Source organism: Bradyrhizobium sp. WSM2254, from assembly GCF_000472645.1.
GTDB lineage: Bacteria > Pseudomonadota > Alphaproteobacteria > Rhizobiales > Xanthobacteraceae > Bradyrhizobium > Bradyrhizobium niftali.
Window position 1 is genome coordinate 356,864 of the sequence record NZ_KI421445.1, and the last position, 22,220, is coordinate 379,083.

1 protein-coding gene is annotated in these 22,220 nt (G+C 65.6%); it reads right to left on the bottom strand.

Annotated elements, in window-relative coordinates; translation table 11 throughout:
* Nucleotides 1-22,163 (bottom strand): leukotoxin LktA family filamentous adhesin (locus tag A3M7_RS45705; protein WP_049823998.1); only part of this gene is annotated, 22,163 nt, incomplete at its 3' end.
* Between the last annotated feature and the right edge of the window lie 57 nt (nt 22,164-22,220).

The window sequence follows — 22,220 nt, forward strand, 5'->3', positions numbered from 1 at the left end:
GAGCCGCCGCTGCTCGCGGTCGCCAGCGTGATGCTGCCGGTGCTCGAGGTGACACCCAGCGTTGTCGCCGCTGTTAGCGAGGTCCAGTCGACCTGGCCGCCGCCGGTGATCGAACCCGAACCGGTGGCNGCGGTCAGCATCCTGCCGGTGTTGGTCGTGCCCGCGCTCAGCGAGACCGAACCGCTGGCTGCGACCGAGCCCTGCGTCGCCGTCCCGCCCGCCAGAACCGTCTGCGCCAGCACGAACCCGTTGGTGGCGGTCACCGCGACATCGCCGACATCCGTGCTGGTGCCCGTCGTGGTCAGGCTGTTGAACGTGACGTTCTGGTTGGCCCGAATGGTCTGCGAGCCGCCGCTGCTCGCAGTCGCCAGCGCGATGCTGCCGGTGCTCGAGGTGACACTCAGCGCGGCTCCCGCGGCGAGCGTGCCACCGGTGACGTTTCCGACCGCGGAAAGTGCAATCGCGCCGACCGTCGTATCAAGCTGCGTGAAGCCCAGCGTGCCGGCACTGTCGACCGTCATGGCGCCGCTGCTCGTCGCTGCACCAATCACGAGGTCGCCGGCAATCGCTGTCACGGTCCTGGCATTGAAGGTGCCGCTCGCGCCCGCGGCGGTGCCCGCCAGCACGCTGTCGAGGGTCAGCTTGCCGCTAGACACGATGTCGACCGAGCCATGCGTGGCCGACAACAGGCTGGCGTGCAAATCGCCGGCCGAGCCGACATAAATGCCGCCGGAGCCGGCGGTGGCCGTCAGCAACGGCGTGTTGACGCTCACCCGCTGCGTCGTCGTGCCGACGCTGGTGGCGGACAGCGACACTTCGGCATTCGCCGCGGTCGCCGTCATGTTGGTGTGACCATCGCCATTGGCGGTGATGGCGCCATTGCTGCTCGTGATCGTGATCACGCGCACGGTCGAGGCCGGGCTGGCGGTCGACGTTAGTTGACCGAGCACGATATCGCCGGGCGCGGTCAGGCGGATCAGTTGCGCGGCCTGGATCGAGGCGTTGGCGGCCATCGTGATCGAGCCGCCAACCGCGGTCGAACCGGTCAGGCACGGGCCGGAGCAGACCGTCACCGATCCCTGCGACGAACCCGCCGCGCCGCCGAACGAGATGCCGGCATCGCCGATCAGCGTCAGGCCGTTGACGGCCGTCAGATTTCCGACGTTGAGCGCCATCGGGTTCTGCGTCGCCAGCGTCGGGCTGTAGATGAATGCGCCTCCGCCGATCGTTCCGCTCAACATTCCGGTGGCGCCGACCTGGAGCGTGAACGGCGAGTTCTGGGTGCCGACATCGCCCGTGGCGTTCAGGATGATGTTGTTGGCGGCCATGGTGACGCCGGCCAGGTAGCTCAAGATGCTGCCGTTGGTCGCCGTCAGCGAGATGGTGTTGTTGGCAAACACCTTGCCGAAGGTCGCATCGCCTTCGGTCGCGGTCAGATAGGCATCGGTGCCGGCCTGAGCCGAGATCAGCTTGCCGTTGATATGATAGCTGAAGGCATTGGCGGCCGAACCGATCGCGTTGGTGGCGGCTAGCGTCAGGTTGCCGATCGCGCCGTTGCTCGGATTGATCACGACCTGGTTGGCGAACAGCGCAGCGCCCGAGGAATTGGTGGCCGTCAGAATGCTCTGCGGCGCCAGCAAGGTCACGTCGCCGCCGGCGGTGATCTGTCCGACGGTCAGCGTCGCGACCGGCTGGCCGGCGCTCGCGGCGGCCTGGACATAGACCGTCGTTCCCGCCGTCGCATTGAAGGTGCCGCTGGCGTTGACGTAGACCGGCGCGGTTTGCGCCAGTGCGACGCTGGTGAGGTCGTTGACCGTGATGCCGTTCGGCAGTGTGGACAGCGTCAGACCGCTCAGCACGTTTCCGTTGAGGGTCACACCCGGTCCGAGATGGGCGACATCGAGACTGGTGAGCGCCTGCGCGCTCAGGGTCGCGCTGAACGTGATCGAGCCCGGCGTGGTCGCGACCGACAGCGCTGCCTGCTGGTCGGTCGTGATCGTGCCGTTCTTCAGGTCGGTCAGGGCGATCACAACGCTCGGCGCCGCGGTGCCGATGCTGTTGGCGGCATTCAGTGTGACGTTGCGGCCGACGATGCTGGCGACCGCATTGGTGCCGACCGAACCTGCCGACGGCAGCAATGCGGCCTTGCTCAGCGTCGAGACGATCTGCCCCGTCGAATAGACGGAGTTGGCGACCATGCTGAGAATGCCGGCGCTCACCTGCGGCGTGCCGTTTGCGGTCAGCGCCTGATACTGCGAATTTCCGTAGGCCTGGATGGTCGCGACGTCAGCCTGGTACAGCGAGTTCGCGTAGTTCTGCACGGTCTGGACCAGGCTCTGGTACTGGGTGTTGCCGTAGGAGCTGATCGAAGTGGCATAGGACTGGTACTGGGTCGCGGCGTAGCCCTGGATCATCGACAGGTCGGAGGTATAGGCCTGCGCTGCGAACGCCTGCACTTGCGCGTCGGTGGGATTGTTTCCGAGGAAAGAGGCTGCGGCAGCCCTGACATTGGTAATGCCGGCAGAGGTCAGGGTCAGGACGCCGTTCTGGATCGTGCTATTGCCGGCGCCCACGATCGTCTGGAACACCTGATACGACTGGCTCAGGATCGACGAGCTCGACGTCAGGTTCGAGTAGTAGCCTTGCAGGGCGGCCGTATTGAGTGTCAGCGCTCCGGCCTGCACCGTCCCCTGCCCGAGCATCGTGATGAAGCTGTTATAGTCCGCGGTCGAGATCGTGCCAAAGCCGTTGCCGCCGCCCCACGGGTTGTTGGTCGTGCCCGCATGCGCCCGCTGCGCCCAGTCGGCAAGAACCGCATTGGTGATCGAGCAACTATTGAGCTGGCAAGTGCCGCCGCCGAATCCGCTGGTGGTCCGGTACGTGCCGCTCGCGAGGTCAATCTCGACGTTGAGGTTATTCGTTGCGTAGTTCAGCACCTGCTGCTGCAGCGGCTGGTACTGGCCGTTCGCGTAGCTCTGGAAGGTGCTTCCATAGCCCTGGAACTGCGAATTGGCGTAGTTCTTGATGGTCGCCGCAAAGGTCTGGTACTGGCCGTTGGCATAGGCCTGAACCTGCGCCGCCGTCGGAGCCGTCGTGCCGAGATGCAGCGCCGCAGCCGCAGCCGCGGAGAATTGCGCGATACCGCCGGCCGACAGCGTCAGCACGCCGTTGACGACCTCGCCGTTGGCGCTCGCGGTCAATCCCTGGAACAACTGGTAGTTCACGGCCGACAGGGCCGCCGGAGCGTAATAGGCGACGCCGGGATCGTTCAGCACCAGGCTCGACGTCGAGACCCCGTTCACCGTGGTGGACTGCACCGTGCCGCTCACCAGCAGCTGCTGCAGGCCGGTCGTGCCGAGCGCGGTGGACGCATTGGCCAGGATGCCCGCGGTATTGAACTGGAACACGCCGGACGTGCTGGTCCCGGTCGTGGCCAGCGTCTGCAGCTTCTGCAGCGCCGCCGCCGAGGTGAGCACGAACTGGCCGTTCTGCACCGATCCCGTGCCCAGCAGCGCATTGAAGGCCGTGGCCAGCGGCGCAGACAGGACAACCGAGGACACGGACCCAAGACCCGCGGTGGTCAGCGTCAGCACGCCGTTCGAGACCGAGCCGTTGGCCACGAACGCCTGGTAGGCCTGCAGATCAGTACCGTACAGCGCCTGGCTGGCATATTGCGCCATCTGGGCGTCGGTGATGGTGGTCTGCCCCTGCGCCAGGATCGGGCCGGAGCACATGAAGTTGCATTGCTGATCATGCTGCACCAGATACGCGAACACCTGCGCGGCCAGGCTCGTGTACTGCGTCTGCGCGCCGGACATGATCGACTGCGCATAGGACTGGTAGGCCGGGTTGGCGCTGTTGAACAGCGAGTTCTGGTATTGCTGGTTGGCGTAGGCCTGAACCTGCGTCGCCGTCGGGCTGGCGATGCCCAGCGCCGCCGCCGCGATCGAGGTGTAGGCCGCAAGGCCGCTGCTCGTCAGTGTGAACACGCCGTTCGTCACCGTGCCGTTCGCCATCAATTGCTGGAACGACGTGTAGGCGGCGTTGACGCCGGCCTGCGCGTTGGCAAGCACGCCGGAACTGCTGAAGACGAAATTGCCGTTCTGGAGCGCGCCGCTGGAGGTGAGGTTGACGTAGGACTGGTAGTTCGGCGTCAGCTGGGCCAGGGCCATGTTGTTCAGGCCAGCCGGCGTCATTTTCAGCACGCCGCTATCCATGGTGCTAGTCGCCAGCAGCAACGAATAGGCGGAGTAGTTGGCGGCGCTCAGACCGGTCGGTGCATAGGTCGCGACGTTGTTGGCGGCGAGCACGAAGGTGCCGTTCTGGATCGAGCCCAGCCCGGAGAGTGAGGTCAATGCCGTCCGGTCGACAGCGGGGATCAGCCAGGAATAGTTCAGCACGAACTGCTGCGCGGCGGACGGGATGTAGGTCGCATTCGGCCCGAGCAGCATGTCGATCGTCATCGAGCCGCCGAAGTACTGGTTGTAGGCGGTGACCACTTCGCTGGCGAAATTCCTGTACGCGGTCGTGGCCGCGGTGGAAATCGAGGTCAGGTAACCCTGATACTGCACGTTCGCCGCGCCGTTGATGTTCGCTGCATACGAGCGATACAGCGCGTCGGCGTAGGTCTGGACCTGCGCATCGGTCGGGTTCGGATTCTGTGCCGTCGCCGCCGCCTGACGGAAGGCTGCGATGCCCGCGGCAGTGAGCGTCCAGACCCCATTGACCAGCGAGCCGTTGGTATAGAGCGTCTGGAAGTTCTGGTAATCCTGCGTCAAGGCGGCCTGGGCCATCGACGAGACACCGTTGCTGTTGAGCTGGAAGGTGCCCCCGCTCAGGGTGCCGTTGTTGAGCAGCCCGGCGAACTGCGCGTAGCTCGCACTCGACAGCGCGCTCTTGGCGTAGCTCAGGATGCCGCTATTGGTCAGGACGAACGCGCCGTTCTGCAGCGAGCCGCTGGCGCTGAGCAGCGAGAACGCGACCGCCGGCGTGGCGTTGAAGGTCGTGGCCGTCTGCAGCGGCTGATACTGGGCGACCGCGTAACTCTGGATCGTCTGGGCATAACCCTGGTACTGGCCGTTGGCGTAGCTCTGGATGGTCTGCGCGTAAGTCTGGTACTTCGCAGCTGCATAGGCCTGGACCGTCTGCGCGTAACCCTTGTACTGGCTGCTCGCGTAGCTCTGGATGGTCTGCGTCAGCCCCTGGTATTGTGCGTTGGCGTACGCCTGGATCTGCGCGTCGGTGGGCGTCGCGATTCCGAATGCCGCCGCAGCAGCCGCCTTGAAGAAGGCGACGCCGGCTGGGGTCAGGGTGAGCACGCCGTTCGTCACCGATCCGTTGGCGCCCGAGGTCAGGTTCTGGAATGTCGTCGCCTGCTGCGTGCTGAGTGCGGCCGAGGCGTAGGCGTTGATGCCGGCCGCGGTCAGCGCGAGGCCGTTGGCGCCCACGGTCGCATTGGTGCTCGAGGTCAGCGTCTGGAACGCGCTGTAGGTCGCACCCAGCGCCGCCGAGGCATTGGCGGCGACACCGGCCGCCGTCAGCGTCAGGACGCCGGCGGCGTTCACCGTCGCGTTGCCGGTCGTCGTCAGGACCTGGAACGTGGTGTAGTTGGCGGATCCCGCGCCGAGCGCGGCCGCGGCATAGTTCACGACGCCTGCCGCCGTCAGCGTCAGCGTGCCGTTGTTGACCGAACCGTTCTGCGTCAGGGTCTGGAACAGGCCGTATTGCGCCGACGAGAGGCCGGCGGCGGCATAGTTCGCGACGGCGGCATCGCCGATGGCGCCGCCGTTCAGCGTGAACACGCCGTTGACGACCTGGCCGTAGCTGGTGAGCGTCAGCAGCGCGGCCGAATTCGCCGCGTAGTTCACGACCTGCGGATTGGTCTTCCAGCCCGAACCGTAAGCCTGTCCAAACACCGTGACCAACGACTGGTACAGCGTCGGCGCGTAGGCCTGAACCGTGGTCTTGAAGCCCTGGTACAGCGTGTTCGCATAGGCCTGCACCTGCGCATCAGTCGCGGTGGTGCCGTTGTTCAACTGCGCGGTCGCCGCTGCCCTGAACTGGGCCAGACCAGCAGTCGTGAGCGTGACCTGGCCGTTCGTCACCTGTCCATACGTCACCGTCAGGTTCTGGAACGTCGTGTAGTCGGCGGACGTCAGCGCGGCGGGCGCGTATTTCGCGATCGAGGCCGCATCGCCGGCAAGCAGGAACGTGCCCTGGGCGTTGGCGTAATTCTGGATCGTCTGCGCGTAGGCCTGATACCGGCCGTTGGCGTAGCTCTGGATCTGCGCGGCGGTCGGGTTGGTGATACCGAGCGCGGTGGCCGCGGCGGCCTTGAACTGCGTGAGGCCGTTCGCCGTCAGCGTCAGCACACCGCCCGAGATGGTGGAATTGACCGTCGCGGTGAGGCCCTGGAATACGCCGTAATCGTCCGCGCTCAGGGCGCCGACGGCGACGCTGGCGAGGCCGGCGGCCGTCAGCGGGGCCGCGCCGGCCTGAACCGTGCCGTGCTGCATCAGCCCGGCATAGACCGCGAGGTTGCGATTCACCGTGTTGCTGAAGGCAATCACGCTGCCGAGCGCGGTGTCGTTGGCGCCGTCGAGCGCGGTCAGATGCAGGGCCGACGACACCGCCGCGACCTGCGCCGAGGTCAGCGTTTGCGACGCGGTCTGCCCGCTCGCATCGAGGATCGTGCCGTACGGCACGTTCAGCAGCACGTCACCGGAGGCCGAGGCGATCAGGCCAACGCGCAGGTCGCTGGAATAGTCGGCGGAAGCTGCGGTCTGGGTCAGGCCGATGTCGCCATGGGCGACGACGTTGACGATGCCGCCTTTGTACGAGCCATCGGCCTGCTGCGCGGCGTTGGCGCTGATCGGCAGCGGATTGGTGATCGAGCCGATACTGCCGAGCGTGCTGATCATCGTGATGTTGCGGCCGGTGACCTGCGCATTGGCCCCGGCGAGGAGGTCGCCGGTTGCGGTGATGTTGACGTCGCCGAAGCCGGTCGCGGCGCTACCCGACGACACCCGTCCGAGCGTCGCGCCCGAAGCCAGGTTCAGGTACACGCCGTCGACGCCGGCCTGGGCCGACAGTGCGCCGGACGCCGAGCCGGAGTTGGACAGCGTTGCACGGATCGGAGCCGCCAGCGAGCCGATTCCTCCCGAGGCGATGAAGTTCGCGCTCTGGGTCAGGATCGAGCCGGTCGAGGTCTGCGAGATGTTACCGCCGGTCGTTGTGTTGAAGAGCTGCTGCTGCGACGACGACGCCACCGAAAGCGCGCCGTTCGGGTTCACGATGCTGCCGGCGACGATCACGTTGCCGTTTGACGTGACGTTGACGAGGCCGCTCGCGTTGCCGCCGAAATTGACCCCGAACCGGTTGTCGGCCTTGACCGACGTGGTCAGAGACAGCGTGCCCGTGTTCACGAAATTGTAGTTCCAGTCGCCGCTACTGGGATTGTTCTGGTAGAACCCATAGCTGCAAGTGGATCCGTCGCAGTGGTTATACGTGATGTTGACCTGCGAATAGTCGGTCACGCGCCCGGTGATGGTCTCCTTGAACACCGTCCCGACCGAGTCGAGGTCCATCACGACCGTGCCTTGCGGTGTCGTCGACAGCTGGCCGGACGGCGTGACGTATGACCACGGCTGATTGGGGTTGCCGCTGAATGTATAGCTCGTGCTCACCAAATGGTCCGCCCGGTGGATCTCCGCCTGCTGCACCCACTGGAAGCGCAGTCCCCGAACCGGATCGTAGTACCAGTCGGTGCCTGCTGTCGTGCTGCAGTTGTTCCCGGACGAGCAGCCGGCGTTGGTGTTGGGCGCCGCACCGTTCGCAGTCATGTACTTGTTGATGACGTTGGTGGCCGGCGAATAGACGTAGGTCGAGGTGTTATTGCCCGACGTGATGTTGCGATCGACCAGAGTGACGGTGCTGGTCAGCGCCGCGGCAGCGGCGGTGTTGCCGGTGTTGACGCCCTTGACCACGAGATCGAGGCCGGTCTGGTTGTTGATGCTGACGTTGCCGTAGCCGCCGTTGACGTGAATGTTGCCGTACTGGTTGGTGCTGATGATCTTGCCGTCGATCAGCACGCTGCCGCCGCCGGACGAGGCGTTGATGTTGGCGACCGTGACCTGGTTTGTGATGGCATTGTACGTCACCAGCGGCTGGCCGAACTGATCATACTGGATCACATAATTCGCGGTGCGGGTCGGGTCGTTCGCGACGGCCTGCTGATAATTGTACTGGAAGAGGGAAAGGGCTCCGCCGGTCGGCGTGGTCGTCGTGACGGTATGCGTGCAATTGTCCGGATTGATCATGCAACCGAACGAGTTGTAGTCCGTGATCGTCTGGGTGCTGGTCTGCAACACCAGCGGCGCGGACAGGTCCGCGCCCAGGTTGATGTTGTAGTTGGTCTGGCGCCCCGCGGTGATCGAGCCGTTGATGTCGATGACGCTAGCCTTGATCGCGACCTGGGAGCCGAAAATCCGGAAGCTGTTACGGCTGCCGCTGAGGTCTGCCTGCGCATATTGACCGGCGATGCTTAGCGTCGTGTCCGACGTCTTGTTCAGCGCGAAGTACTGAATATACGGCTGCATCGCGTCTTCGCCGCGGTAGTTGAAATCGTAGTTCCCATACCGCTCAGTCCTGACGACCCCGTGCCAGTTGTTGGCGTAAGTATCGCCGTAACTGATGCAGTGGTCACCGAAACCGGCGCAGTCGCCGAACAGGATCATGCTGATGTTGGCCGGCGAACCGTCAATCTTGGTCCCGTGTTCGCCGACTGCGCCGTAGAGGTTGTGGTTCAGCTCGTCTGCGTTTGGGGAGGTTGGGAACAAGGTGTTCGCAAGATAAGCGGCTGCGATGTCGCCGACCGGTGCCCCGGCCGAGGGATTGCCGCCCGGATACACCATGAAGTTCCGCCATTCCGAGAACGGCGAACCACCGGCGAGATAGATGCCGGAGGGATCGTTCGCCGACACCGCGACGGCGCCGTTCGGCACGGTGACCTGGACCTGCTGACCGGTCAAATTGGCCGACATCCCGTAGGATCCGAGCGTGTTGTTGATGGTCACCACGCCGTTGACGTTGGTGATGTCGCCCAGAACGAGCAGCGTCGGCCCGTTGGTACCGCTGAAATCGGGCGGATTGTACGAATTGTTGATCGCGATGGTCGAGATGCCGTGCGGATTCCGGGTGAGCGTCGGCGTCGATCCCGCCGCGAAGCCGCTGGCCGATCCCGTATAGAAGATGTCGCCCACCGCCGCGATGCTGATATAGGCACCGTTGATCACGAGGTTGGCGTCGCTCTGGTTGTTGACCGAGATGGTCGGCGCGCCCTTGGCCGTGACCGCGCCGTTGCCGGTGATGTGGTCGGCGTTCAGGGTGACGGTTCCGCCCGACGCGAACAATTGTCCGATCGAGAAGGCATTGGGCGAGCTGCTCAGCCCGTTGATCAGCGTGCTCCTGACCTCTGGGTCGAAGTAGGTGTTGACCAGCTGGGTTCCGTTGAATGCGTTGGTGTAGCTGTAGCTGAAAGGTGCGCCGCCGGGCGCCACTGTGAGGCAGTTGACGGAGTTGCAGCTGATGGTGATCAGCAGCGAGTTGTAGATACCGGCCGTCAGCGCGCCGCTGACGGTCAATTCGGCATGCGCACTGCTGCTCGGGTCGCTGTGGCCGTCGCTGGCCGGAATGAATCCGAGCTCATAGCCGTGGCCGCTGCCGGTCGCCGTCGCCCGCACCGCTCCGGAGTAGCCGCCGGCCACGATGTTCTGGCCGCTGTTGACCGATGCGCCGGCGGCGATATTGACGCTGGTATTGTTGTTGATGGACGAAACGCCGTGCGCGTCCGGCACCGCAATCAAGCCCCTGGCGAAGCTGACCGCGGAGGCGTCGTCCACCATGTAGGTCGAATGCCCGCCGTCCGAGCTCTGGCCGGCCGTGAGATTGATGTTGTCGAACGCGGTCAGCACCGACGCACCGACCACGATGTTCTGGTTGCTGGTGATGCTGGTGTTGGCGAAGGCCGCGGCGGCGACGAAGGCGACGCCGTAGGTGTTGGCGTAAGCTGAGGTACTGGCCGTCGAGCGGGTGTAGGTGCCCGCGCCGATCGTGCCGAATGACGTGATCACCACCCGGTCCGCGGCCGCCGAGGACGGCGACGCCAGCGTGCCGGAATCATAGGCCGAGGCGGCGCCGATGTTGATGTTGTTGTCGACGGTCGCGGTCAGCGACGAGCTGACACCGGCGCCTTCGATGCCGCCGCCGGTGACCAGCGTCACGCTGTCGTTGCCGGTGACCATGCTGGTCGCGAGCATCGTGATATTGCCCGGGTTCACGATCGTGTCGTTGCCCGCCGTGATATGCGTGTTCTTGCCGATATTGATGGTCGCGACACCGCCCAGCGAGATCTGGCTGCTGGCGCCAACGCCATTGATGCCGCCGCCGGCGCCCGCGCTGGCGCTGGGACCGGATCCGACCTCGTTGAAGGCGTTGGTGGCGGTGATCGTCAGGTCGGCGGCGCAGTCCGCGACGTCGCAATGGCCGGGACTGGTGCCCCTGATCGCGATGGTGTTGTTGGTGCCGATGCCCGCCGTGACGACGGAGTTTGCCGTGTGGGTCGATGCCGCGCCGCTGGCGCCTATCATCGCCGCCTGCCCGGTGTTGGCGCTCGTCGTGTAGTTGTCGATATGGCTGGCGAGGATCGCCAGCGACGCAGCCGAGAAGAAGTTGTCGGTTGACGGCGAAGCCGTAACGCCGCGGTTGCCGTTGCCGATGCCGGCAATGACGGTCGAGCTGTCCGACGTATTTGCCGATGCGCCGTTGCCGGCGAAGGTGCCGCCGCTTCCCGAGATCGCGTGAACGTAATTGTTGTCGACGCCGATCGCGGAAATCTTCACCAAGCCCGCATTGGACGCGTTAATGTTGTTGCCGATCGTGGCGGTTGTTGTGGTGCTCGCGTTCGCATTCGCGACCACGACACCGACGGCCAGGATGCCGGAGGCCGCGATGCCCGTAGCATTGGCGCTCTGGCCGGTGGTGTTCTTGGCGAGGATAGTGACGTTGCCCGTCGACAGCGAGACATTGTCGCCGATCGTGGCCGAGACGTCCGAGGTGTTGGAGGCGACCGATGCGGTCGCCTGGAGACCGAGGAACACGCCGCCGGAGGCGCCGGTGGCGTTGGTATAGGCCGCGTTGCCGTCGCCCTGGACATTCTCGTACGCGGAGACGGTCAGATTGCCGGTCAGCGATGCATGGTCGAGCACTTCGGCCGACACCGCGGAGCTCACGGTCGCGGTTGCGACCGAGGCGCCGACGGCGGCGCCGCCGGCAACGATGCCGAGCGCATAGGCTTCCGCATCCGGCGTATCGCTCGCGGTCACGATCAGGCCGGTGCCGGGGGCGTGCCCGGTCGTGATGCTGGCGTAGGAGCCCACCCTCGCCCTGACATGGGCATCGTCCGTCGCGGTTGCGGCCGATCCGTTACCGCTCACGACGCCGCCGGAGACGGCGACAGAATAGGCCCACAGCAAGCCTGCATCGGAGGCCGTAACCCCGACGGTGGTGGCGTTGATGGTGCTGTGGTCGAGCACCTGCGCGGTAACGGAGCTGGTCTTCTTGGCCGCCGTCACTGATGCGCCGACGGCGACGAGACCGACCGAAGCGCCTTCGGTCTGGGCACGCTGCGACGTGGAGTCGTTGGCGGAGACGTTGACGGTGGTGGCGCTGACGGCAGCGGTGCCGTTGTAGCCGAGATTGCTGGCGGTGTCGGCGATTTGCCCGCCGATTTCCGCAGTGACCGTGTTGGCGACGGTACCGACCGCAACGGCGGCATCACCGCCGAAGTAAAGACCGCCGCCGCCGGCGACCGCCTGGATGTCGATGGTCCTGCCGGGGTGTGAACCGCCGGTCGGATCCTGGACCGTCGCCAGCACGTTGACGGTGGGCGCCACCGCGATGGCGTTCAAATTGGCCAGCACGCTGCTGTTGACGGTCGCAAAGCCGATCGCCGCGCCAACGCCCGCATTCTTGCCGAAGCCGGCACCGAGCAAGAACATCTGCGCGCTGCTTGCGCTGGTGGCGCCGACGTCGATCTCGTTGGCGGTGACATGGCCGCCCGCGATCTGCGCCGTGACGCCGTCATTGCCGCCTTCCAGCACCGTGCTGACATTATAGGTCGAGCTGGCGTTGGCGCCGGACGGCGCCCCCGCCGTACCATTCGCGACCGCGCCGCTGCCCTGGCCCGAATTGGTGCCGTTATTGGCGGCCCCCAGTGTGCCGCTGAGCTGTCCGCTCTCCTGCCCCTGCGTATCGGCGTCCGCGACGTTGGTGCCGATCACGATGACGCCGACGGTTGCGCCGATCCCGACCGAGCCGCCGATGCCGGCGGTGACAGCGTAGGAGAGAATTTCCTTCGTGCTCTGGCCGACGACAGAGATCGTGCCGGACGAATTCAGGTTGCTGTTGCGGGTTTCCGCAATGGTCTGGCTCTTGAAGGAGATGACGTTGACGGCGGCGCCGACGCCGATGCCGCTGCCGCTCGCACCGACCGCAAGCGCGCCGGCGATTTCGCTGATGTTGACGACCTCGGTCGCGTTGACGCTGATGGCGCCGACCGCACCGCCCGTCGCCGATTGCACATTGGTGTCGTAGATTCCGGCAATCGTCGTGTTGTTCGCGATCTCGATATTGGCCATGCCCGCAATGGCGACCGAGCCGGTCGAGACCGCGCCGCCGATCGAGTACGCCTGGAAATTGTCCGTGGTCGTCGCACTGACATTGAGCGCGCCGCTGAGCGTGATCGCTGTCGAATGCGCCGAGGCGCTGTTGCCGCGATAGTGGAACTCGTCGCCGATATAGGCCTCGGTCGTGTTGGAGCTGACCTGCACGACGAACGCCGCGCCGATCGCGACCGAGCTGCCATACGCGCCACTGCCGTTTGCCGAGGCGATGCCGGTGCTGTCGGCGGCCCTGACGCTGAGCGAGTTGGCGGTGAGCGCGCCGCCATCGACATAGGCTTCGGTGGTGGCGAGGAAGACGTTGAGCCCGACCGAGCCGCTGTTGAAGCCGACCGCAACCGACGAGGCGTCCTGCTCCGCATTGGACTTGACGGTGACGGCGCCGACGGTCGGCGTCGGAACGCCGGCGACGGACACCGTGCCGCCGACCGTGGCGTTGGTGACGGTCGCAAATGTCTGCCGCGACATCGTCGTGCTGATGATGGTCGCGCCGCCGCCGGTGCTGGCGGTGGGCGCCACGATGCCGACCCCGAACGTGCCCGAATAGGAGAAGCTCGAGGCCGCAACGTCGATTTGCGGCAACGAGGTGGAGCTGGTCAGCCGCGTATCGATGCTGGCGCTGTCGATATAGGCGCGCGTCGTACCCGACATCACGTTGACGATCGGGTTGATCATGATCGCGATGCCGGTGCTTGCGGCAAGGCTGGCGACGTTGGCGACGACCGCCTGGTGCGAGCTGGCGACGACGGCAAGGCCCTTCACGGTCTCCTGCGTCTCGGTGAGGTCCGGCGTATTGTCGGTCGGCGCGCTGAAGGAGCCGACGCTGAAGGCGTGCGCGAGCGTGCCGCTATTGACCGAGAGAGTGTCGGACGAACTAGTGCCGAGCGCATCGACCCTGGTCGACGCGCCGCTGATGAAGGCCGAGGTGCTCCCGTCGATCTTGTTGGTGACCATCGAGCCGGCGCCGCCGACCGAGCCCGTCGAAATCGAGAACGCGCCGGCAAACACTGCGATGCCGTCGGTGTTGTTGGCGAGCACGCCGACATTGTTGGTCGCGAGCACGTCGGCGCCGCCGCTGATGCCGGCGGTGACGTTGGTGCCCATCACATTGGTCGCAACCGATCCCGCGATGCCGACCTGCGACGACAGCGCGACGCCAACCGCGACCGTCGAGATCGAGGCGTTCGAGGTCGCATTGACCACGACATCGCTGCCGGCAGTGATCCTGGCACCGGTGATGCCGGCGGTGAGCTGATTGTCGATCTCGCTGTAGACGATGGAAAGCCCGCCGGCGCTGCCTTGCGTGGATGCACCACCGACGGCCGCCGTGGAGATGATCGAGGACCTTTCGAGCGCCTGGACGACGACGTTACCCGCGCTCACCACCGTATTGGCGGGGGTCGAGTTGCCGCCGCCGATCACCGCCGAAACGTCGTTCCTGATGGTGCTGATGACGGCGCCGCCCTGCCCGGCAAACTGTCCGGTCGCCAGACCGAAGCCGATCGCAACGGACTGGATCTTCGAGGAGTCTTCCGCTGTCATCAGCACGTCGCCGGTGGTCACGGTCATCTGCGTTTGGCTGATGAAGGCCGAGTGCGTCGTGGAAATGGCATCGACGACGATGGCCACGCCGATGTTGTTCTTGCCGGCCTGGAGGATACCCGCGATCGAGGTGATCGCAGCGCCCGGTCCATTGCCGACGCCGCCGTTGAGCACGGCCCCGCTGAAATCGACGCAAGCCTGCGAGCCGCTCGAGGTGATGCAATTGTCGCTTGCGAGCTGGCCGTTGTTGGTGCTGCGGACGAGCGACGCGAGCGCGTTGTCCAGACCGCTGTCATCGATGCTGACCGCGTTCACTCTGACATTGCCGCCCGAGACCGTGACCGTGCTCGAGGTGATATAGGCCAGCACCGAGGGGCTGATCGAATCGACGACGATGGATCCTGCCAGTCCGTTCTCGGCATAGCCACCGGAGGCCGCACCGGCCGCGATCACGCTGGCGTCGTCGCCGATGACCGTCAGTGAATTCAGTCCGGTGACGTTGGAGCTGGAGATGTGCGCGTCGACGGCATTACCGCCGCCGGGATTGCGGACTTCAGCATAGGTGATCGCAAGGCCCGCCGAGTTTTTGTCGCCGTTGAGATAGAGCGAGCCGCCGCCGATCGCGATATTGGAGGTCTGGTAGGCGTTGACGTTGGCTGCATTGGCCGTACCGCCGCTCACGCCCGTGATGGTCGAGCCGTCGATATAGGCGGTCGCCGTATCCGAGATCGAACCGACCGACACCGAGACCGAGGCGGCGGTGCCGGTGCGGGTCGCGGACAGCGCCAGCGCGACCGCCGTCAGCGAGCCGCCGCTGAGCGCCCGGACGTTGACGGCCGTCTCATCGGTGATCGTCGAATTGGCGATGTAGGCCGTGGTCGAATTGCTGGACAGTGCGATCGCGATCGCACCGGCGATCGCGGCGCTGGTCGCGTTGCCGCCGGCAAGGTTGAGCGCGCCGGAACCGGAGCCGTTGCTGATAATGGTGTTGTTGAGCGCCTGGACCTGGATGACGGGCGCGTCCGCGACGGTATACGGATTGCCGCTGTTGACGGTGACGCCCTTGACGTAGGCCGAAGTGTCGAGGGACGTGGACGAGACCGCGGAGCTGCCGGCGATATCGATATTGAACTTCGGGGTCCCGTTCTTCTTCGCGGCGGCCTGTTGCGCCACCGTGAGGGCTCCCAATCCGCCGAAGGGCGCCGCCTTGTAGACCCCCGTGATCTTGCTGACATAGCCGACCTGGGCGAACGGGTCGGATTCCACCGCCGCCACCGCGGCGACCGTGACCCGGCCCGCGGTCACGGCGTTGACCTGCAGGCTCTTGGTGGTCACTTGGCCGCCCGAGCCGCTGATCGCGTTCGGGTCGTCGGCGCTGAACGGCCCGTTCACGATGTCGTTGCGGTTATCGCCGATATAGGCTGCCGTGTCGGTGAGCGCCGTCATGTAGGCGGCGGAGACGCCGACGCCGGAGGTGGTGCCAAGCTGGATTGCGCCCGTCAGCGAGAACAGCGACACGTTCTGGTCGGCCGAAATCTGGACCGAACGCGGCGAGATGACGGTCGCGAGCGAACTGATCGAGGCGTGGGTCGTGTTGTCGATGAAGGCCAGCGACAGGATGCCGTTCAGGGCCAGGCTGCCGCTCGACGATCCCGACGTCGGCGCGATCGCGAACAGCAGGTCGGTCGTGTCAGCGGTCACGCTGACGTCGCTCTGCGAACTCAGGAGGGCGCCGGAGGAAACGCCGGCAATCGTGTTGCTGGTGGACTGGACCAGGTTGAGCGTACCGCCGGCAGCCGTTCCCGGGCTGTCGGAGCCGGGCAACAGCACCAAGGGCCCGAACACGCCGCCGATGTCGATCGACGTGTTGTAGGTGTAGGCCGAAACCGTCAGCGCCGAGGCAAAGCCTTGCGAAATGGTCACCCCGTCGATGTTGTAGTTCGCCGTCGCCGTCCAGCCGGCCGTGCTGCCCGCCGCACGGGTCGAGTACAGTTTCGCGCCGCTGCCGACCCACGACGTGGTGTTGTCGGTCAGGCCGAAATAGGCGAACGAACCGGCGGCGGAAACGGTGCCGCCGCCGCTGGCGTTCGCATTGGCGTAGGTGGTGACGATATTGTTGACGACGCCGAAATTGGCATTGAGATGGCTGAACGTGTCGCTGAGTCCGTTCCACTCCTGCCAGGAGTTGGTGTTGGGAATCGTCGTCAGGGCCGCGACGCCGATGTCCGCAGCGTGGATCTCCGCGTTCGCGCCGACATAGGCGTTCGAATTGTGGGTGTACTCCCCGAAGGCCACCGCGACGGCGATCGCAAATTGCGGTCCCTTGTCGGGGCTGCTGACGTTCACCGTCGAGGACGAGTTGTTGCGGATCTGGTCGTCGATCAGCTGACTGACCACGGCGACGTCGCCGGACGTGTAGATTCGCGGCGCAGATCCGCCGTTGGTGGCTGCGATCGCGGCGTTGGCCGATTCCGACGTCATCGCCAGCGACAAACCGCCCGCGACCTTGAACGGCAGCTTGACATCCGTGATCGGCGTCAGCAGCGACCCCGCCACACTCTTGAAGCCCGTCGAGGCGCCCGCCCCGCCATTGATGATGGTATTGAGCAATCCGGGCGTCCCGAGCGTGACCGACGCACTGGTGGAGTTCTTGGCGATATCGGTCGCGGCGGCCACCAGGAGATTTCCGGCCTGGTTGGCGCCGCTGGCACCGAAATTGGCGCCCATCGTTGCCGTGGTCGCGACATTGAAGTTGCTATAGGCAACGGCGCCGCCCATGCCGCCGGCGTCGGTGGTGCCCGCCAGCGGGCTGAACCCGAACGCCGTCGCGCTGACCGATAGGTTGCTGTAATTGTTCGCCGAGACCTGAAGGCCCTGGTTGCCGCTGGACAGGAAAGCGCCCGAGTTGACCGTCGCCTCGGTCTTGATGTTGGCGAGGCCGATCGCCGTCGACGCCAGGAACTGACCGGCCGTCGTGACCGTAACCGTCGACACACTCAGCGTGGTGTCGGTTGCAGCCCCCACCAGAATGCCCTGCCCCGCTCTGATCGAGGCGCCGGACGACACGATCGTCGAGACGTCGGCCGTCACGCTGCCGACGACCGCGCCCACACCGAGCCCCGCCGAGACCACGGGATCTTCGGCGTCCTGGGTACCCCGCGCGGAAATCTTCACGTCGCCGGTACCGTCGATATCGGCATGACTCCCGATCGCCACTTTTGCGACCGTATTGGCGGCGACGTAGCCGCCGTTGACCCCGAGGATCAGCGACCCCAGCGTTTCGCCTACCATCGCCAGATCGGACAGAATCGAGCTCGTCATGCTCGACGTGGCGGTCGACTCGGCCTTGATCGTGATGTTGCCACCGGTGATCTTGCCGTCGACGGTAATGCCGGTGGTCGCGCTCGCGAGCCCCGACAGCAGCGTCTGGCTGGCGGTCGCGGTCAGGCTGACGTCGCCGCTGGTGAAACTGGTCCCGTTGTTGATGGCCTGCGCCCTGATCTCGGCATACTGCATGATCGAGATCGTCGGCGCGTCCAGCGTCACGTTGAGCGCGTTCTTTTGCGAGAAGCCGAAGCCGTTCAGGAAACGCGTGTCGATGACGGCGTTGGCATCGAGCGTGATCGAGTTGTTGGCGCTGATCGTGAACGTGCGGGCACTCGCGGCTGCCAGGATCAGGTTGGCGATCGTGTCATTGCTGACGAAGCCGGTATTGCCCGAATTGCTGTCGCCTGTCGGCCCGATATAGACGTTGTCCTGGTCGAAGCTGACGCCGACCGCGCCGGCGATGATCTGCGCGCCGGTCGCGACCCCGAGCGCCTTCGACGAAAACGCGACATTGACCGTGCTGCCGCCGTTGATCACGGCGGTCGAGGTCAGGTGCAGGGTGTGGACACCCAGCGTGGACAGAACGAAGGTGCCGCCCGCTTGCATCGCCGCGATATAGCTCGCGATCGCGCTGTTCGAGAGAGTCCCGCTCGACCCGTTGTTTCCGGTGGAATTGTTGACGTCTTCCTCGTTCCAGAAGCCGAAGCGCACGCTGCCGCGGGTATCGACGAGCAGCGCCGCATTGCTGCCGACGGTGATGCCACCGGCCGCAAGCGCGATCGAGCTGCCCTTGACCGTGCCGCCGATCGTGAGCGTGCCGCCCGCGGTGCCGCCCATGAGGTCGTCCATCGTGGCCGAGATGGAAACCGTGCCTGACCTGTACGTGGTCCCGCCCGCGTTGGCGGCCTGGGCGTCGATCACGGCGCCCGCGGCGACCGTTACCGTGGCCGCTGACAGCAAGACGTTGACGCCGTTGGCGGTGGAGTGGGAATTCGCGTCCTTGCGCGTCGCGTCGATCCTGGCACTGGCATCGACGGTGAGCGTCGTGGTTGCGGAACCCGCAGTTGCCGCCGCAATTGAGATCGAGCCGACGCCGTGCAGCGCCGTCACGTAGCGCGCGATGGTCGCATTGTCGATGAAGCCCGCAGCGCTCGCATTGGTGTCCGTGGAAGCGTTGCCGATGTAGACGTCGTCGGTACTGGTCAGCTTGACCTGCGATGCGGTCAGTTGCAGCGGCGACTGCGCCGTGATCGTGGCGCCGCCATTGTAGGCGGCATTGACGGCGAGCGTACCGGTGCGGCCGGCGTTGAGCACGACCGTGTTGCCGGTCAGCGTCGAATTGGCAGCGAACGAGATCAGCGAGCTCGCCGTCAAATTGACGTTGCGGGTCCCGCCGGCGGCGATGCTGGCGCCGCTGTCGATGTATAGCGAATCGGTTGCAGTCAGCGCGAACGTGCTCGTGCCGGCCAGCGCGGCCAAATAGTTCGCGATCGTCGCGTTGCTCAGGAAGACGGTGCCGGCAGGCGGATTGGCGTTGGACGACCCGACATGGATCGTCCCTGCCCCGGCATTGAACGTCACGACACCGCCGTTGATCGTGCCGGCGCCGGCCGTGATGTTCGTGGCCGAAAGCGTGATGCTGCCGGGCGTATAGTATGTCTGGCTCGCGACATTGGTGACGTCGGTGCGCAGGCTGGCCCCGCTCTCGATCGTGATCGTCGGCGCGGCGAGCGCGAGATTTGCGGAGGCGCCCGTCGAATTTCCGCTGGAGCCGTCGACGTGGCGGAGATCGATCACGCCGCCGGTCTTCACCGTGATCGAGGAACTGGCGCTGAGCTGCAGCGCGCCGACCGCACCGCCAACCGTCGTCATGTAGCTGTTGATGGTCGCGTTGGTCAGGTTGACGACGGGATTGACGCCATCGCCCACCACCATATCGGCCGAGCTGGTGAGGCTGAGAACGCCGGCGACAAGGCGCAGCAAGGGCGAGAGCTGGGTGCCGCCGGTCACGCCGGCGTTGATGGAGACGGTGTCGGCGCTGATGCTGACGTTGTTGCCGGTCACCGCGCTAAGGCCCGCCAGCGTGATCGACGTCGGCGCGCTGAGCGCGACATCTGCGGCGCCGGCGGCGATCACGCCGTTGGCGTCCACCGTGATCGAGCCGAGCGCCGACAGCGTGAAGACGCCGTGACCGCCCTGCGCGGCGACGTAGCTGGCGATCGTGTCGTTGGAGAGGAAGCCCGCCGCGGAGGCGTTGCTGTCGCCGGATGCCCCGACAATGACGGCGCTGCGCTGAATGTTGTAGACGACCGCATCCGCGTTGAATTGCGCGCCGCCCGCGACGGTCACGGTCGGCGCCTGGTACGTGATCGACGCCGTCCCCGACGGCACGGCGGCATTGATCTGCGCCGCCGAACCGATGCTGATCGACGCGCCGGCGAGCAGGCTGACACTGGCGCCGGTCAGCGTTCCGGCGGCGCTGACGGTGCCATTCGATACGCTGGAGGCGTCGAGCGTGATGCCGCCCCCGACATAGGTATCGCTGCCGGAATTCGTCGCTCCGGCGAGGATCTGGCTGCCGGCCGCCGCAACGATGGTGGCTGCAGTAACCGAGACGTCTCCGGAATTGGATAATGCATTGCCGTTGGAATCGCTGCTGCGGGTGTCCAGAACCGCGCCCGCGTTCAGCGCCACCGATGTCGCCCTGACCGTGATGTTGTTGCCGGAGAGCAATCCCGCCACCGTCACCGCGCCCGGGGCAGCACCGGTCGCATCGAGCATGATGTTGCCGGATGCGTAGACCGTATCGGAGGTGTTGTTCGCGTGCGTCAGCACCCGGCCGCCGGAAGCGATGATGATCGTCGGGGCCGTCAGCGCGACGTCCAGCGACTTGCCGTTCGAAGCCCCATTGCCGTCCAGGCTGCGAGTGTCGATGACGCCCGTGGCATCCACGGTGATGGAGGTCGCAGCCCTCACCGTGAGATCGCCGAGGCCCCCCATCGCCGCGGAGTAACGGGCGATAGCCGCGTTCGAGATGAAGCCCGCAGCGTTCCGGTTCGCCGAATTGGTGCCGTCGCCCACGAACGCGGTGGCCGTACTGGTCAGATTCAGATGCGCAGCCACGAACTGCAGCGCGGTGTTGGTCACCACCTGCGCGCCACCATTGGTGGCAGCGTTGACAGTGATGGTGCCGGCGGGACCGGAATCCAGCAGCACCGTATCGCCGCGCACATAGCTGCCTGCCAGGAGCGCCAATATCGGCGCGCTCAGCGTGACATTGACGCCGCCGGTGCCGGCGTCGACCCGGCCATGCTGGGCGATTGTGATCGAATTGCTCGCCAGCAGCGTGAAGGTGCCGGTTCCGTTCAGCGCCGCGATTGCGGCCGCGACCGTCGCATTCGACATGTTGACATTGGCGTCACCCTGAGCAGCTTCGCCGATGATGATGTCGACGGGATCGAGGACCAGTGTGCCCTGCTTGCCGTTCGGCGCCGCCAGGTTGATCTGGACCTTGTTACCGATGTCGAACTGGCCGTCGGCGCTGAGGTCGACCAGACCGCCATTACCCTTAGCGGAACTGGCATCGATCTTCGCGCCGCTCTTGACGGTCAGATCGCCCTGGGTCTTCAGCGTGATGTTGCCGGCATCGGCGGTCTTGCTGGCTGTACTGAGCCTCGCATTCTTGCCGACCTCGATGGCGTTGCCGGCCGTGACGGTGATGTTGCTCGGCGTCGTGGTCTTGCTGCGCGCGGTCAGGCGCCCGTTGACCCTGGCGTTGTTGACCGCCCCGATATGGATGGAGCCGTTGCTGACGGTGATGGCGCTGGCGCTGCGCAGCCCCTTGGAGTTGACGGAGGCCGCGAACTTTGCGGCGTGATCGAGATTGGCGATATCGCGCTGGGTGGCGCCGCCGACATAGACGTTCTGCCCGGTCAGGCGCACGCCGTCGATGGCATTGACCCGGCCGTAGATGCGGATGTTGCCATCGGGCGAGACCGGGAACGAGCCGGCCATCAGATTGCCGACCGCCGTGCCGTTGATCACCCCGCCCGCGCCGATCAGGCTGTCGGTGAATTCGCGCGACGGCGTCGAGACGTTGAGGCTGCCGACGTTCACCGTGCCGGAACGGCCGACCACGAACCCCTTGGGATCGGCGAAATAGACGTTACCGCCGATCGCGCCGTTCATGTAGGAGTTCAGCGTGCCGTTGACGTAGACCGGCGCGTCGCGAACGATGTTGACGAGGTTTTGCGTGCCGGTCGGCAGTTGCAAATTGACGGTGTTGCCCTGCCCGACGCTGAACTGCGAGAACGAGTTGAAGGCGTTGTTGCCGGACACCGTCGACGTCGTGACGTTGGTGACGCTGCCGGAGGTGTGCAGGGAGGTCCCGGTGCGGCCATCCGGAACGATGACGTTCGCCGTCTGCGCCTGAAGGCGGACGCTGAACACCGGCAGAAAGACCATCTGCATCGCGCAGAGCAGCGACATCGAACGGAAGCGCGCAAGCCCCCGCAGCGTCAGCTCGTCATTATTTCGCGTCGCAGATGGTCCGCGCATTTCATATCCTCGTCATCGGCATTGACGCCGATCCACAACCGGGTGGGAGAATGTCGT